The sequence below is a fragment of the Variovorax sp. PBS-H4 genome (assembly GCF_901827205.1).
Lineage (GTDB): Bacteria > Pseudomonadota > Gammaproteobacteria > Burkholderiales > Burkholderiaceae_C > Variovorax.
In genome coordinates, this window is the sequence record NZ_LR594675.1 from 6,370,873 (window position 1) to 6,386,970 (window position 16,098).

Annotated in this window: 13 protein-coding genes; 8 read left to right on the forward strand and 5 right to left on the reverse strand. The window is 65.4% G+C overall.

Features of this window, described 5'->3' with window-relative positions; all coding sequences use genetic code 11:
• The first annotated feature begins 58 nt into the window (after positions 1-58).
• Entirely contained in the window at positions 59-1,078 is a 1,020-nt protein-coding gene (locus E5CHR_RS30285; RefSeq protein WP_162583443.1) for a hypothetical protein, read from the forward strand.
• Between the two features lie 3 nt (positions 1,079-1,081).
• Here the strand turns inward: E5CHR_RS30285 and E5CHR_RS30290 are convergent, their stop codons facing one another.
• Positions 1,082-1,900, reverse strand: a complete 819-nt coding sequence (locus tag E5CHR_RS30290; RefSeq protein ID WP_232062255.1) for a GntR family transcriptional regulator — start codon at positions 1,898-1,900, stop codon at positions 1,082-1,084.
• A 137-nt stretch (positions 1,901-2,037) separates the two neighbouring features.
• Between E5CHR_RS30290 and leuC the strand changes: the two genes are divergently transcribed.
• The 4 genes from leuC (at position 2,038) to E5CHR_RS30310 (ending at position 6,154) form a co-directional block, all read left to right on the forward strand.
• Positions 2,038-3,423, forward strand: coding sequence for a 3-isopropylmalate dehydratase large subunit (gene leuC / locus E5CHR_RS30295; RefSeq protein WP_162583445.1), 1,386 nt, complete (start codon positions 2,038-2,040; stop codon positions 3,421-3,423).
• A complete protein-coding gene (gene leuD, locus E5CHR_RS30300; RefSeq protein ID WP_232062256.1) occupies positions 3,420-4,088 on the forward strand; it encodes a 3-isopropylmalate dehydratase small subunit in 669 nt (222 codons plus the stop codon). The genes leuC and leuD overlap by 4 nt, the downstream gene beginning before the upstream one ends.
• An 83-nt stretch (positions 4,089-4,171) precedes the next feature.
• Positions 4,172-5,074 carry an isocitrate lyase/PEP mutase family protein gene (locus E5CHR_RS30305; protein WP_162583446.1) on the forward strand — a complete coding sequence of 301 codons (903 nt, stop codon included), beginning with the start codon at positions 4,172-4,174 and terminating at the stop codon, positions 5,072-5,074.
• An 84-nt stretch (positions 5,075-5,158) separates the two neighbouring features.
• Complete coding sequence (locus tag E5CHR_RS30310; protein WP_162583447.1) at positions 5,159-6,154, forward strand: tripartite tricarboxylate transporter substrate-binding protein; 996 nt, start codon at positions 5,159-5,161, stop codon at positions 6,152-6,154.
• 63 nt (positions 6,155-6,217) lie between these two features.
• Here E5CHR_RS30310 and gap read toward each other — a convergent pair whose 3' ends face one another.
• Together gap and tkt are read right to left on the reverse strand one after the other, a co-directional pair.
• Positions 6,218-7,222 carry a type I glyceraldehyde-3-phosphate dehydrogenase gene (gap, locus tag E5CHR_RS30315; protein ID WP_162583448.1) on the reverse strand — a complete coding sequence of 335 codons (1,005 nt, stop codon included), beginning with the start codon at positions 7,220-7,222 and terminating at the stop codon, positions 6,218-6,220.
• 40 nt (positions 7,223-7,262) lie between these two features.
• Positions 7,263-9,302, reverse strand: a complete 2,040-nt coding sequence (tkt, locus tag E5CHR_RS30320; RefSeq protein ID WP_162583449.1) for a transketolase — start codon at positions 9,300-9,302, stop codon at positions 7,263-7,265.
• A 105-nt stretch (positions 9,303-9,407) separates the two neighbouring features.
• Between tkt and E5CHR_RS30325 the strand changes: the two genes are divergently transcribed.
• Positions 9,408-9,800 carry an S-adenosylmethionine decarboxylase family protein gene (locus E5CHR_RS30325; protein WP_162583450.1) on the forward strand — a complete coding sequence of 131 codons (393 nt, stop codon included), beginning with the start codon at positions 9,408-9,410 and terminating at the stop codon, positions 9,798-9,800.
• Positions 9,801-9,811: 11 nt separating this feature from the next.
• Positions 9,812-10,540, forward strand: coding sequence for a nucleotidyltransferase family protein (locus E5CHR_RS30330; RefSeq protein ID WP_162583988.1), 729 nt, complete (start codon positions 9,812-9,814; stop codon positions 10,538-10,540).
• A 17-nt stretch (positions 10,541-10,557) separates the two neighbouring features.
• Here the strand turns inward: E5CHR_RS30330 and E5CHR_RS30335 are convergent, their stop codons facing one another.
• Positions 10,558-12,642 (reverse strand): hypothetical protein, encoded by a 2,085-nt coding sequence (locus E5CHR_RS30335; protein ID WP_197893888.1) that lies wholly within the window; start codon positions 12,640-12,642, stop codon positions 10,558-10,560.
• A gap of 8 nt (positions 12,643-12,650) precedes the next feature.
• Here E5CHR_RS30335 and E5CHR_RS30340 point away from each other — a divergent pair, with 8 nt between their 5' ends.
• On the forward strand, positions 12,651-12,830 hold the full coding sequence (locus tag E5CHR_RS30340) for a hypothetical protein (RefSeq protein ID WP_162583451.1): 180 nt from the start codon (positions 12,651-12,653) through the stop codon (positions 12,828-12,830).
• Positions 12,831-13,420: 590 nt separating this feature from the next.
• Here E5CHR_RS30340 and E5CHR_RS30345 read toward each other — a convergent pair.
• A complete protein-coding gene (locus tag E5CHR_RS30345) occupies positions 13,421-15,709 on the reverse strand; it encodes a hypothetical protein (protein ID WP_197893889.1) in 2,289 nt (762 codons plus the stop codon).
• Positions 15,710-16,098: the final 389 nt, after the last annotated feature.

Consider the following 16,098-nt stretch of genomic DNA (forward strand, 5'->3'; position numbering starts at 1 on the left):
CTTGTCTCGCACACACTCTCCGCATTCAACAACAAGTTTCAGTGCATCAAGTCTAGTGATGCACAAACATTCAGGGAGCACAGCTGTGGGCTACGAAGTCGACTTTTTCACTGGCGATACCGGCGGCACGGCCATCCTGGTGCGGTGGGGCACGCCCGGCAACTTCAAGTTGCTGGTCTGCGACGGCGGTACACCGGCCTCGGCCCAGCTGCTGGTCAACCATGTCCAGGCGTATTGCCTCAGTTCGCACGTGGACTACGTGGTGAGCTCGCATCCCGGCGCCAGGGGTGCGGAGGGTCTCGGGCTCATTCTCGAAAAGCTCAGCGTCGGGGAGCTGTGGGTGCACCGGCCCTGGGCGCACACCGACCGTACCTGGGAGGCGATGGCGCTGATCCGGAAGCTCGAGACCATCGCGCACGCGCGACAGGTGCCGGTAAACGAGCCCTTCGCCGGCGCGGTCATCGGACCGTTCACGGTACTGTCGCCCAACCGGAGCTGGTACGTGGAGAGCTTGCTGCCGGCCTTCGGAATGACGCTGGCGCGGGGCGCCGGGCTGACGCTGGCCGACGCGGCGCGATGGATGCGGCTGGCGAGTGCCGGCATGAGCAGCCGCTGGGATTTCGAACCCTTGCCCCGTGACGCGGCGACGTCCGCGGAGGACGAGTCGAGCGCCGTGCTGTACGGCGAATTCGAAGGCAGGGGCGTGCTGCTGACGAGCAACGCAGGCATTCGGGCACTGAGCGACGCCTCCACCTTTGCCGAACACCTGGGCCTCGGCCTGCCCACGAATCTCCGGCTGATGCAGGTACCCAATGCCGGCAACCCCGACCATCTCTCGAGCCGGGTGCTGGACCGCCTGGTCGGCGCACGCCGGCCGCGCGATCAGCGCGAGTACACCAAGACGGCTTTCATGTCGGCGCCCATCGACTCACTCTCGATGGGTTCCCGCATCGTGACCGACGCCCTGAAGCGGCGAGGCGTCCTGACCTTCCTCAGCCAGGGCACTCAGCTGCATCACGCCCATGACATGCCGCAGCGCAATTGGTACCCGGCCAAGCCGTTGGGAGCCGGCGCTTGAGGCTCAGGCCTGAGGGCCGCCCCGCCGCGTGTCGAAGACCACTTGCCCGGCGGCCATGGTGTTCACTGCCTGGCCGCTGACGTCCATCAGGACGCGGCTCGCATCGGATGGCAGGTAGACCGTGCTGTAGATGACGGGCTGCTCCTGGCTGTCGTACATCACGCGCCGCATCTTCAAGAGTGGCGCGCCGTTCTCCACGGCCAACAGGCCGGCGTTGCGGAAGTCCGCGATGCTTGCGGTGATTTCCTGCACGGCGCGCCCGTAGGTCACGCCGTTGGCCGCGAGGATCTCATAGAAGGCCATCTTGCTCAGCGCCTCGGGGGTGATGCACGCCTTGAAGGCGAGCGGCGCCCAGACGTCGGTCAGCATGACGGGACTTCCGTCACAGCTCCTGAGGCGAACCGCATTGACAGCCTCCTCCCCCGGTTGCAGGTTAAGTGCCATGCCGATCTCGCGCGGCGGCACCGCGTGCGACACCGCGAGCACCCGCACCTGCGTCTTCATCTCCGTGTTCTTGAGGGAATCGATCACACCCAGCGTGGGGATCAATCGCGGCGGCGGCAGCTCCTTGCGCACGAAGGTGCCCCGGCCCGGCTTGCGCTCGATCAGCCCCATCGCCGCGAGGTCACCCAGCGTCCTGCGCACTGTCACCCGGGAGAGTGAGAAGCGCTCGCACAGGGACTCCTCGCTCGGGAACAGCCCGCCGCGTTCGAGGGTGCCGGATTCGATCTCGTTCTTCAACATCAGCAGCAACTGCCGGTGGAGCGAGGTCCCCTTGGACAGCTTGAATGCGGCGGACTGCGGCGGCAGGTCGTCTTCCATCAACATTCCATTCGGTTAGTGGTAACCCCAGGGGGTGGAAATGTCTTACTGTATTAAGGTTAATACATTAAGACAGTCTACGGACCCGCAGATTCTATGGCCCTGACCCTCCCCACTCCCCGGCATCGCTGAACGCCATGGGACGCACACTTTTCGAGAAGATCTGGGATGCGCATGTCATTCGCGCACTGCCAGGTGGATGGGATCTGATCCACATCGACCGACCGCTGCTCCATGACCTGGTGGGCCCGGATGCGCTGGCCCAGCTGAGAACGCGCGGCCTGAAGGTGCACAACCCCGAGCTGGTCTTCGCAACCATCGACCACACCGTAACCACACGTCCGGGCCGCACCAACGAGGCGCCGGGGCCCCATGTGGAGAAGGCGCGCTCGGAAGCCGCGGCGGCCGCCATTGCCTTCTTCGATGTAGGCCGGCAGGGACAAGGCATCGTCCACGTCACCGCACCAGAACTGGGCATCGTTCTTCCGGGCACCACGGCCGTCTGCGGTGACAGCCATACCTGCACCAACGGCGGCCTGGGCGCCCTGGCCTTCGGCGTGGGCTCGTCCGAGATCCTCCATGTGCTGGCGACACAGACGCTGCGCCAGCGACGGCCACGGCAGATGCGCATCGTCTGCACTGGGCAACTGGACGCGGCCGTCTCGGCGAAAGAATTGGCGCTGCACATCATCCGCCAGCTGAGCGCCAGGGCGGGCATCGGCTACGCGGTCGAGTTCGCCGGCCCCGCTGTCACCGCGCTGGACATCGAAGGCCGCCTGACCCTGTGCAACATGAGCGTCGAACTCGGCGCACGATGCGGCATGGTGGCGCCTGACGAGAAGACCGTGCGCTACCTGCAGGGCGGTGCCTACGCACCCAAGGACGACGCGTTCGACCTGGCGGCATCGCACTGGCTGTCCCTGCAGAGCGACGAGGACGTGGTCTTCGATGCCGAGTTCACGGTGCGAGCGGACGAGGTTGCGCCCATGGTCACCTGGGGCACCAACCCCGAGCAGGCCATCCGCATCGACGAGCGGATTCCTGACCCATCCGCACAAGGACCGGGCGCGGAACTCGGTATCCAGGATGCGCTGGACTACATGGGGCTCGAGGCGAACACGCCGATCGAAGGCACGGCGATCGACTGGGTGTTCATCGGCTCCTGCGCGAACGCCAGGCTCACGGACCTGCGCAGTGCCGCCGCCGTGGTGCAGGGCCGCCACGTTGCCGACGGCGTCACCGCCTGGGTGGTGCCCGGCTCCGAGAAGGTCAAGCAGGCGGCGGAGCAGGAAGGTCTCAGGCAGGTCTTCGAATCCGCGGGCTTCGTCTGGCGCGAACCGGGCTGCAGCATGTGTGTCGCGGCCAACGGCGAGCGCGTGCCGCCGGGGCAACGATCGATCTCGACCTCCAACCGCAACTTCGTCGGACGCCAGGGGCCCGGCGCGCGCACGCACCTGGCAAGCCCTGCAATGGCCGCCGCCGCTGCCATCGCAGGCCATATCACCGACGTGAGGAACCTGTGACGAGCGCCAGACCCTTCGACGCAGTGACCAGCCCGGCGGTGGCAATTCGGCGCAGCAACGTGGACACCGACATGATCATCCGGATCGAGAAGTCCATTCTGCCGCCGCACACGCTGGGACCTTATGGCTTCGAAAGCCTGAAGATGCGCGACGACGGCTCGCCTGATCCCGACTGTCCTCTGAACGATCCGCGGTACGCTGGCGCACGCATCCTGCTCGCGGATGACAACTTCGGCTGCGGCTCATCTCGCGAGGCGGCGGTCTGGGCCCTCGCGGGCATGGGCATCCGCTGTGTGATCGCCCCCAGCTTCGGCGACATCTTCTTCAACAACTGCTTCCAGAACGGCATTCTGCCGATCCGGCTGTCGCAGGCGCAGATGGAAGCCCTTTTCGCCGCCTGCGATTCGGCCCAGGCCCTCACGGTCGACCTTCGCAACTGCGCGATCACCACGGCTGAAGGCCAGAACGTCCTATTTGCGGTCGACGAAGCTCAGCGGGAGTCCTTGCTGACGGGGAGCGACGAGGTCGACAGGACGCTCGAGATGGATGATGACATTCGCGCATGGCAGCAGGCGGACCGGCAGCGCAGGCCCTGGGTCTGGACCGCTCAGAACCGGGCCACGACACCGGCCGTCTTCAAGGCGCAGTTCTTTCAGCGCCAGTAGTTTGGCTTCGACGCATGCGAAAGACCGATGTGCCCACCCCTGCGCATCGGCCCGAAATCCCAGGGGATTTGATTGGACGACTCATGCAAACCAAGTTCAAGACCAGTGAACAGAAGACAGCCCGGCTGCGGGAGCTTTTCAACAGCGGGAAGATTCTTCTCGCACCCGGCTGCTTCAATCCCGTCTCGGGCGTGCTGATCGAGAAGGCGGGCTTCGACGCCATCTACATCTCCGGCGCTGGAGTCGCGGTGAACAACATCGGGTATCCGGACATCGGCCTGACGACGATGACCGAGATCCTGGACAACGCGCGCAACGTGGTGAACGTGACAAACCTGCCCGTGATCTGCGACATCGACACCGGCTACGGCAATCCGCTCAACGTCGTACGCACGGTGCGAGACTTCGAGAACGCCGGCGTCGCAGGCCTGCAGATGGAAGACCAGATCATCCCCAAGAAGTGCGGTCACATCGCCGGCAAGGGACTGGTCTCCAAGCAGGAGATGGTTCAGAAGATCAAGGCCGCGGTAGACACACGGCGCGATACAAACCTCACGATCTTTGCGCGCACCGATGCGATCGCGGTGGAAGGCCTCGATGCCGCCATCGAGCGCTCCCTCGCCTACAAGGAAGCCGGCGCCGACGTGACCTTCGTGGAGGCGCCCGGCAGCCTGGCGGACATGAAGAAGATCACATCCTCCATCCCCGGCCTGCACATGGCCAACATGGTGGAGAAGGGTGGCAGCACCCCCATCATGCCGCCGGCCGAGCTCCAGGAGCTGGGGTTTCATTTCGTGATCTATCCGGGCTCCACCTGGATGGCGGCCATTAAGTCGATCGAGGAGGTGCTTCAAGTCCTGAAGGAGGACGGCACCACCGAGCGCTATTACGACCGCATGGTGCCCTTTCACGAGAAGGGCAACGAGCTGTTCGAGACCGTCCGGCTCTCGGACTGGCGAAAGATCGAGGCACGCTACACGAGTTGAGCAGGGAACACGGGCCTTGCCAAGGCTATCCCGCGCCGCCCCGCCGCCCCAGGCTTCCCCAAGAATCTCCAGGAGACAAAGGCCATGAACTCACGTCGACAGGTACTCCAATATGGCGCAGGTGCATCGCTGCTGGCGAGCCTTGGCGCGCTTCCGGCCTGGAGCCAGGCATTCGACACGGTGAAAGTGCTGATGGGCTTCGCCGCAGGTGGCGCGAACGACACCGTCGCGCGCAGCGTGGCCAGCAAGATGGGCGCAAGCAACTACGTGCGCAGTTCGGCGCTGGTGGAAAACCGCACCGGCGCGGGGGGACAGATCGCCTGCGCGGCGCTCAAGTCCGCGCCCGCCGATGGCAGCATCATCCTGTGCGCGCCCTTTTCCTGCACCGCGCTCTACCCGCACACCTACAAGACCCTGCCCTATGACCCCCTGCTGGATTTTGCGAGCGTGTCGACCGCGGCCTCTTTTCCGCTCATGCTCTCGATAGGTCCGGTCGTGCCCGCCAGCGTGCGGACGCTGCCGGAGTACCTGGCCTGGGTCAAGGAAGACCTGAAGACGCGGGGCGCCTACGCCAATCCCGGCTCCGGCTCGATTGCCCACTTCGTCGGCGCATTGCTGGCGCTGGAAGCCAACCTGGATATGACGGCGATCGCGTATCGTGGCTCCGCGCCCGCGGTGGCCGACACGGTGGGTGGGCAGGTCCCCGCGATGGTCACGGGCATCACGGAGCTGCTGGCGCATGCCAGTACAGGCAAGATTCGCATCCTCGCCACATCGGGGGCGCAGCGCAACGCCTTCCTGCCGGACACGCCAACCTTCGCGGAACAGGGCTTCCGCCGGCTGGTGGCCGAGGAGGTCGTCGCGTTCCATCTGCCGGCCCGCACGCCGCGCCCCATCGTGGAAGCGGCCAACCAGTCCATCAACAACGCGCTGAAGGATTCCTCGGTGGTCAAGGCGCTGGCCGGTGTAGGCGTGGCTGCGAAAGGATCAACGCCCGAGGAGCTGGACCAGCTGCTGCGCAGCGAGCATGCACGCTGGGCCGCGTCGATCAAGCGCATCGGCTTCAACGCGCAGTCCTGACACCCACTGCCGCATAAAAAATGCGCCCCAGGGGCGCATTTCAGATCGAACGCAAAGGGCGCCTTACTTGGCCGCGACCACCCGCACCATTTCCAGGCACTTGTTGGAGTAGCCCCACTCGTTGTCGTACCAGCTCACCAGCTTGATGAAGGTGCCGTCGAGCGCGATGCCGGCTTCAGCGTCGAAGATGGAGGTGCGCGGGTCGCCGCGGAAGTCGGTCGCAACGACCTTGTCCTCGGTGTAGCCCAGCACGCCTTTCAGCGCGCCTTCGCTTTGTGCCTTCATTTCGGCGCAGATTTCCTTGTAGGTCGCTTCCTTGACCAGCTCCACGGTGAGGTCGACCACCGACACGTCGGAGGTCGGCACGCGGAAGCTCATGCCGGTGAGCTTCTTGTTGAGCTCGGGAATCACCACGCCAACGGCCTTGGCCGCGCCCGTGCTGGAGGGGATGATGTTCTCGAGGATGCCGCGGCCGCCGCGCCAGTCCTTGTTGCTCGGGCCGTCAACGGTCTTCTGGGTGGCCGTGGCGGCGTGCACGGTGGTCATCAGGCCGCGCTTGATACCCCACTTGTCGTTGAGCACCTTGGCCAGGGGCGCCAGGCAGTTGGTGGTGCAGCTGGCGTTGCTGATGATCGCCTCGCTGGCGTATTTCTTGTCGTTCACGCCATAGACGAACATGGGGGTGTCGTCCTTGCTGGGCGCCGACATGATCACCTTGCTCGCGCCCGCGTCGAGGTGCTTCTGGCACGTTTCCTTGGTGAGGAAGAGGCCGGTGGATTCGAGCACCACCTCGGCGCCCACTTCGCCCCACTTGAGGTTGGCCGGATCGCGCTCCTGCGTCAGGCGGATCTTCTTGCCATTGACGATCAGGGTGTTGCCCTCGACGGTAATCTCGCCCTGGAAGCGGCCGTGCACCGAGTCGTACTGGAGCATGTAGGCCAGGTATTCCGGCTCGAGCAGGTCGTTGATGGCGACGATCTCGATGTCGTTCTTGAAGTTCTGCACCGCCGCACGCAGCACGTTGCGACCGATGCGGCCAAAGCCGTTGATGCCGAGTTTGATAGCCATGTGGTTTGCTCCTGAAGTTGAAAACTGGGGTGCAGCCGGATCAGCGCGCGAGCGCCGCCTCGACCGTGGCAGCGACGTTCTCTGCCGTGAAGCCGAAATGCTTGAACAATACGCCGGCAGGCGCCGACTCGCCGTAGGTATCGATGCCGACGGCGGCGGCGACGCCGTACTTCCACCAACCGTCGGTGACGCCCATCTCGACCGCGATGCGCGGGGTTCCCTGCGGCAGCACGCTGTTCTTGTAGGCGACGCTCTGGCGATCGAAGGTGGTGGTGGAAGGCATGGAGACCACTCGCACGGCGATCTTCTTCGCGGCCAGCAGTTCCTGGGCCTTGAGCGCCAGCTGCACTTCGGAACCCGTGGCGATGATGACCGCCTGCAACTTCTTCTTGAGCTCGGGCTCGGCCAGTACGTAGGCGCCCTTGCTGATGTCGGAAAGATCCTTCTTGGGGGCGTAAGGCAGGTTCTGGCGTGACAGCAGCAACGCTGTCGGGCGCGTGGTGTTCTGGAGTGCGACGGCCCATGCCACCACGGTCTCGGCCGTGTCCGCCGGGCGCCAGACGTCGAGGTTGGGGATGAGCCGCAGCGAGGCGGCGTGCTCGATGGACTGGTGCGTGGGCCCGTCCTCGCCAAGACCGATGGAGTCGTGGGTGAATACATGCACCACGCGTTGCTTCATCAGCGCCGCCATGCGGATGGCGTTGCGGCTGTAGTCGCTGAACGTCAGGAAGGTGCCGCCGTACGGAATGAAGCCGCCGTGCAGCGCGACGCCGTTCATGATGGCCGCCATGCCGAACTCGCGCACGCCGTAGTTGATGTGGCGGCCAGGCATGCCGTCGGGCAGCTGTTCGTTGCCTTCGGTGCGCACCACGGCGCCAGTGGCATCGAAGCGCAGCGCCGGCGTGCTCTTGGTGTTGGTCAGGTTGGAGCCGGTGAGATCGGCGCTGCCGCCCAGCAGCTCGGGCAAGGCAGCAGTAAAGGCTTCGAGCGCCAACTGCGAGGCCTTGCGCGAAGCGACGGTCTCCGCCTTGGTGTGGGCCGTGACGACCGTATCGAAAGCGGTCTGGTGAAAGTTCTTCGGCAGCTCGCCCTTCATGCGGCGGGTGAACTCGGCCGCCAGGTCCGGGTACTGCCTGGCATAGGCGGCGAACTTGTCGTTCCACGCGGCTTCACGTTGAGCGCCGGCGGCCTTGGCGTCCCATTCCGTGTACACGGCCTGCGGCAGATCGAAGGGCTCGTGGGGCCATTGCAGTGCCGTGCGGGTGAGGCCGATTTCGTCCGGCCCCAGCGGCTCGCCGTGGGCCTTGGCGGTATTGGCGCGGTTGGGACTGCCCTTGCCGATCTGCGTCTTGCAGATGATGAGGATGGGCCGCTCGTCCTGCTGCCGGGCCCGGTGGATGGAGTCCGACACTTCCTTCACGTCGTGGCCGTCGATCGGCCCGATCACGCTCCAGCCGTAGGCCTTGAAGCGTTCCGCCGTGTTGTCGATGAACCATGGCTTCACCGGGCCATCGATCGAGATGCCGTTGTCGTCGTAGAGCGCGATCAGCTTGCCGAGCTTCCAGGCGCCGGCCAGCGCAGCGGCCTCGTGGCTGATGCCCTCCATCAGGCAGCCGTCGCCCAGGAAGGCGTAGGTGCGGTGGTCGACGATCAGGTGATCGGCACGGTTGAACTCTGCGGCCAGCAGCTTTTCAGCCAGCGCGAAACCCACCGCGTTGGTGAAGCCCTGGCCGAGCGGGCCGGTGGTGGTCTCCACGCCGGGCGTGATACCTGTTTCGGGATGGCCGGCCGTCTTGCTGTGCAGCTGGCGGAAGCGCTTGAGCTCGTCCACCGGCAGTGCGTAGCCCGTCAGGTGCAGCACGGCGTAGATGAGCATCGACGCGTGGCCGTTGGACAGCACGAAGCGGTCGCGATCGAACCACTGCGGGTTGACGGGGTTGTGCTTGAGGTGATCGCCCCACAGGGCGACCGCCATGTCGGCCATGCCCATCGGTGCGCCCGGATGCCCCGAGTTCGCGAGTTGAACGGCATCCATGGCCAGCGCGCGAATCGCGTTGGCCATCAAGGCTTGGTTGGCCATGAGGTCGGAACTTTCTTGGGGAGCAGGTTGGGGAGCCCGCGATTTTAACGGGCGGTGCCTGGCTTCCGCCCGGAGGCCGGGCAGAGGGCTGATAGAGTGCCGGCCATGCATGGCTTGCACCTGACCGCAGATCTCCACGATTGCCGTTGCGAGATGCGTTGGCTGGTCGACGCGCAGGACCTGGGCGTCGCATGCGTGGAGGCGGTCGAAGCGGTGGGCCTGCAGGCCGTGGGCACGCTGTTCCATCCCTTTCCGCCGGGTCCGCGTGGCCCGGGCGGCGTGACGGCCACCGTGCTGCTGGCCGAGTCGCACCTGTGCGTCCACACCTGGCCCGAGCAGCGCAGTGCGACGCTCGATGTGTATGTCTGCAATTTCGGCGCCGACCACTCGGCCAGGGCGAGGGCGCTGATGGCGGCGCTGGAGGCGTTGTTCGTGCCCGGCCGCGCGGAGCGGCATGTATTGCAGCGCGGCGCGATCCAGGCGGAGCTTGGCCAGTGAGCATTCAAGCAATGATCCTCGCCGCGGGGCGCGGCGAACGCATGCGGCCGTTGACCGACGTGCAGCCCAAGCCCCTGCTCGAGGTGCATGGCAGGCCGCTGATGCAATGGCCCATGGAGGCGCTGGCCGCCGGCGGATTCGCGCAGCTGGTGGTCAACACCGCCTGGCTGGGCGAACAGATTGCGATGCGCTTCGGACCGCGCCACGCCGCTTCCGACATCGTCTATTCGCACGAGGGGCGGGACTTCGGAGGTGCGCTCGAGACGGCGGGCGGCATCGTGCGCGCGCTGCCGCTGCTGGGAGCTGTGTTCTGGGTACTCGCGGGCGACGTGTTCGCGCCGGATTTCGTGTTCAGCCAAGCGGCGGTGGACCGCTTTGTGGGAGCCGGGCGTCTCGCACACCTGTGGCTGGTACCGAATCCGCCGCACAACCCAGCCGGCGACTTCGGGATCTCGCCAGACGGGCTGGCATTGAACGATGCGTCGGCAAAGCACACCTTCTCGACCATCGGCCTGTACCGTGCCGCACTCTTTGCGCCGCCTTATTGCCACATTGCGGCCGGCAATCCCGATGGCGTCAAGGCGCCGCTCGCGCCCGTGCTGCGCGCGGCGATCGGCGACGGCCTGGTCAGCGCCGAGCTCTACAGGGGCGCCTGGACCGACGTCGGGACGCCCGAGCGACTGGCTGCGTTGAATGCGGAAAGAAAACGGCCCGCACAAGGCGGGCCGGAGCATCGCTAGATCGCGGCACTCGATGATCAGGGCACGTTGGCTGTCCTGAGCATGAAGGGCCGGCCCTCCATCGTGTAGCTGCCGCCGAACTCCATGTTCATGCCGCCGGTTGGCTGCACCGGACAGCCGCCAGGCGGCTGGCAAGCCCAGGAGGTCCCGCGGTCCGCGAAGATCACGGAGCCGTAGCGGTAGTTCGACACCGCCTTGCCCGTGTAGTCCGCAACGCTCAGCACCATGTTGTCGCTGGCGAAGTTGTCGGCATCCTCCACCGCGATCGGGTCGATGATGCGCGAGTCCTGCAGCGTGCGCACCACGCTGCCGCTGTTGCCGTCGGAGCTGAACCTCACCCACTGGATCTTGCGATCGCCGCGCGAGGCCACCAGCACCTGCTGGTTCAGCGGCTCGATGGTCTTGTTCTCCGGATCGATCTTCGAGATGGCCAGCGAGGTCGGGTTCTTGCCAACGGCCACGCGGCTCCTCTCGACGACATCCGCGACGGTGGTACCGGCCGGCACGTTGCCCAGCCCGTAGATTCGCAGCGAACCGGCCTCGGTAGCGATCCACGCACGGTGCACCGGGCCGAACAGCGTGGTGCGCACTGCCGTGGGCCGGTCGTCCAGCGTCACAGTGGTGATCACCGCCGGGGTCTGCTGCGGCTTGTACGCGAAGGTGTACGGCCACTGGTTGTCGGCGTAGCCCAGGTTCGTGAACTCCGTCGGGCCGGTGCCGAAGTAGACGCTGTTGACGTAGCTGAACAGCGGCTTCAGGTCGATGAACGCAGCCTTCTTCTCCGACTTGGAGATGACCACCGCCACACCCGCCTTGGCATATCGATCGGCGTTGCTGCCGGTGCCGGTAAAGGTCGCGCGCTTGGCCGGGTCCGTCAGGGGCGTGTAGGTCTCGCCCATGAACTCGCCGTATTTCTCTGGCAGCGCCGTCTGGAATTGGTCGAAGCCGGTGGTGACCGCGATCTCGGTGGGTGCGTTCACGCCGGGCAGGTCGATGTAGCCCAGGACTTTCATGAAGGCGGTATTGCCCATGTTCGGCAGGCCGGGATAGACGGCTCCCCATTCGTGCCACCAGTCGTACCAGGCGCTGTAGGTCGTGCTTCCGATGCCGGTCGGGGTGCCGCCATTGCGGTTGAAGGGGTCGCAGTTGTTGCACAGCCCGGCCAGGGAGATCACGGCCACCTGGCCTTTCAGCGCCACCGTATCCCACACCGTCACCAGCGCGTATTCACTGTTGTTGGTGATCGCCATGCCGGTCGGCACCTTGCCGTCGGGCAGCTTGAGGGAGGTCCGGTTGTTCGCCGTGTTGCTGCCGGCGGTGCCGATCAGGCCATTGTTGAAGGCGACCAGTGAGGTCGCGCAGAAGCCCGTGCGTCCACCGCAGCGCGCCACCGCCACCGGGTCGCCTGTCGTGAGGCCGGCGCTCTTGTAAGTGGTGACGTTGTAGTTGTTGCGCCCGGCGCTCCCATCCCAGGCCATGGCTTCCTGCCACGGCAACTGCGGCGCTTGCGAGAAGGTGTTGCGATCGACCGCGGAGACCTGCAGGTCGCCCACGCCCATGCGCACCGTCGGATCGTCGGCCACGAAGCCCACGTGGGCCTGATTGGTCGAATACAGGCCCGTATCGGCCGAGACCGGCCCTCCGACCTGCCAGGTACCGGCGTGGTAGCTCATGGTCTGGTCGCCGCGCTTGAACAGGGTCGGGATGCCACTGTTGTCGATGGCCGGCGCGCTGCCGTAGCGGTAGCTGATGCCGTCGGCCTTCGCCAACCTGGACGCCATGGAGCGGTAGGCGTCGGCAACGACGCGACCAGTACTGTCGACGACGTCGCCCGTGGTGATTGGTGCGGGGGCAGGTGCTGGGGCTGGTGCGGGTGCCGGGGCTGGTGCCGGGGCAGGCGCGGGTGCCGGGGCGGGCGCGGGTGCCGGGGCGGGTGCAGGCACGAGTGCGGCATCGGCCGCGCCAAGTGAGTAGCAAGCCTTGACCACGAAGGGTAGAGGGTCGCTGCCGAAAAATTCGTTGGTGCACTGCGCGGCGCCAGTCACCGTCTTCCCGATCCACGAAGTTCCAGAGCCGTAGTTCACCGAGGTGGCAACAGGCACGGTAAACGATGCGCCCTCTGTTGCGAGCAGTGTTCCTGCGACAGGTGCGAGTGCAGGCGCCGGTGCAGGTGCCGGTGCAGGTGCCGGTGCCGGTGCAGGTGCAGGCGCCGGTGCAGGTGCAGGCGCCGGTGCCGGTGCAGGTGCAGGTGCAGGTGCAGGTGCAGAGGTCTGGACGTAACACGCTTTAGCGACGTTAGGCAGCACATCGCCGAAGGTCGCGTTGTTGCAGGCGACGGAGCCAGACAGGTACTTGGTCACCCAAGTCGACTTCGCGCCGTACTTGACCGCCTGCAGGGTAGCCAAGGTGAACCCTTGATTTTCATCGGCGACTTTCGTCCAGCTCGAACCGAGGGGCTTGGAGGACGATTCGGACACTTCAGCGACCGTCGGGTCATCGGCCGCTGGCGCCGGGCTCAATGTAGCGGCACCGGTGAGTGAGACCGGGAGAGCTCCTCCGCCGGAGCCACCCCCTCCTCCGCCTCCACAACCCCCCAGGGCGCCCGCGGCAACAAAGAGAAGCAGCGCGCTTTTGTCCGTGACTTTCATCGAAGGGGGCTCCAGAAAGGGGGGTTGATCTGTCGGATGCGTCCTACGTTACTTTCATTTGGTTGCTTTGTTGCCGATTCCGAGGGCGCCAAGTTACGTCGGTTTCAATTGGTTACTTGAACTTTTGGAATTCGCATACTGAAGATTTCGATGTGGACAGGCGTTGTCTTGCGAAAGCAACAGGCAAAAAAAGGCCCGCGCAAGGCGGGCCGCAATTTGAATGACCGAACTATCAGGGCACGTTGGCCGTCCTGAGCGTGAAGGGCCGGCCCTCCATCGCATAGGTGCCGCCGAACTCCATGTTCATGCTGCCGGTCCCCTGCACCGGGCAACCGCCGGGCGGCTGGCAGGCCCAGGAGCCGCCACGGCTGGCGAAGATCACCGGGCCGTAGCGGTAGTTCGACACCGCCTTGCCCGTGTAGTCCGCAACGCTCAGCACCATGTTGTCACTGGCGAAGTTGTCGGCATCCTCCACCGCGATCGGGTCGATGATGCGCGAGTCCTGCAGCGTGCGCACCACGCTGCCGCTGTTGCCGTCAGAGCCGAATCTCACCCACTGGATCTTGCGATCGCCGCGCGAGGCCACCAGCACCTGCTGGTTCAGCGGCTCGATGGTCTTGTTCTCCGGATCGATCTTCGAGATCGCCAGCGAGGTCGGGTTCTTGCCAACCACCACTCGGCCCTTTTCCACGACATCCGCCGCGGTGGTACCGGTCGGCACGTTGCCCAGCCCGTAGATACGCAGCGAGCCTTCCTCGGTGGCGATCCATGCGCGGTGCACGTTGCCGAACAGAGTCGTGCGCACTGCCGTCGGCTTGTTGTCCAGCGATACGGTGGAGATCACCGTCGGCGTCTGCTGCGGCTTGTACGCGAAGGTGTACGGCCACTGGTTGTCGGCCTGTCCCAGGTTCGTGAACTCCGTCGGGCCGGTGCCGAAGTAGACGTTGTTGACGTAGCTGAACAGCGGCTTCAGGTCGATGAACGCAGCCTTCTTCTCCGACTTGGAGATGACCACCGCCACACCCGCCTTGGCGTATCGGTTGGCATTGCTGCCCGAACCGCTGAAGGTGGCGCGCTTGGACGGATCGGTCAGGGGCGAGTAGGTCTGGCCCATGAATTCCCCACCCTTTTCAGGCAGCGCCGTCTGGAACTGGTCGAAGCCGGTGGTCACCGCAATTTCCGTCGGCGCGTTCATGCCAGGCAGGTCGATGTAGCCGAGCACCTTCATGAAGGCGGTATTGCCCATGTTCGGCAAGCCCGGGTACACACCCATCCACTCGTGCCACCAGTCGTACCAGCGGTCGTAGGTCCCGCTTCGTATGCCGGTGGGCGTTCCGCCGTTGGGGTTGTACGGGTCGCAGTTGTTGCACAGCCCAGCCAGCGAGATCACCGCGACCTGGCCCTTCAGCGCGGTCGTGTCCCACACCGTCACCAGCGCATATTCGCTGGTATTGGTCACCGCGATGCCCGTGGGCACCTTGTTGGCAGGCAGCTTGACCGAGCCGCGGTTGTTCGCCGTGTTGCTGCCGGCGGTGCCGATCAGGCCGTTGTTGAAGGCAACCAGCGAGGTCGCGCAGAAGCCCGTGCGTCCCCCGCAACGCGCCACCGCCACCGGATCGCCCGTCGTGAGACCGGCGTCCTTGTAGGTGCTGACGTTGTAGTTGGTGCGCCCTGCGCTGCCGTCCCACGCTGCCGCTTCCTGCCAAGGCAGCTGCGGCGCCTGCGAGAAGGTGTTGTGGTCGATCGCCGAGATCTGCAGATCGCCCACGCCCATGCGCACCGCCGGGTTGTCAGCCACGAAGCCCACGTGGGCCTGGTTGGTCGAATAAAGGCCGGCATCGGCCAGCACGGGGCCGCCGACTTGCCAGGTACCGGCGTGATAGCTCATGGTCTGGTCGCCGCGCTTGAACAGCGTCGGGATGCCGCTGTTGTCGACGCCCGGAGCGTTGCCGTAGCGGTAGGCGATGCCTTCTGCCTTGGCGAGAAGCGGCGCCATGGCACGGTACGCGTCGGCTTGCAGGTTGCCAGCGCTGTCGACCACGTCCCCGGCAACCGCGGGGGCGGGGGCCGGGGCAGGGGCGGCGAGAACCGGAGCCGGAGCCGGAGCCGGAGCCGGAGCCGGAGCCGGCGCCGGGGCTGGAGCCGTAGCGGTCGCCGAACCGAGCGAATAGCAGGCCTTCACGACAAAGGGCGCGGGATCGCCGCCGAAGAATTCGTTGGTGCAGTTGGCGTTGCCGCTCACCGTCTTCTGTGCCCACTTCCCGTTGGCGCCATATTGCACCAGCGTTGCGGAAGCCAAGGTGAACGACGAGCCCTCGTTAGCCAGCAGCGTGCCCGCCGCGGGTGCAGGGGCCGGGGCTGGCGCCGGCGCGAGTGAAGTCGCCGTCTGGACGTAGCACGCCTTCGCCACATAGGGCAGCGGGTCACCGAAGGTCCCGTTGCCGCAGTTCACCGAGCCCGACAACGACTTGCTCGCGTAGGTGTCGTTGGCGCCGTACTGGACGACAGTCGCAGAAGCCAAGTTGAAGGCTTGACCCTCGTTCGCTACCTTGGTCCAGCTGGAATCCAGCTTGCTCAGCGCTGCCGCGTTTTCCTTGGTCGCTGTGGATGATTCGGCCGGCACGTCGCCGGTTGAAGATGCTGCCGTAGGTGACGTGTCGGAGCCCAAAGCGGCAAAGCCGCCGCCGGAACTGTTTCCTCCGCCCCCGCAACCCGCGAGTGCGCCTGCTGCAACAAAAAGCAGAAGCGCGCTTTTGTCGAATACTTTCAAGCAAATCCCTCCTAGTTTGATCGAGTTGGGGTTTTTACGGGTGAACCCTGGCGCGCGCAACTCTTCTTGCACTTCCTTTCCTATGTGTATTCGGCTCCCTAGGCGGGTGTTACTAACGTTGTGATTGCTAACGCGTTCAA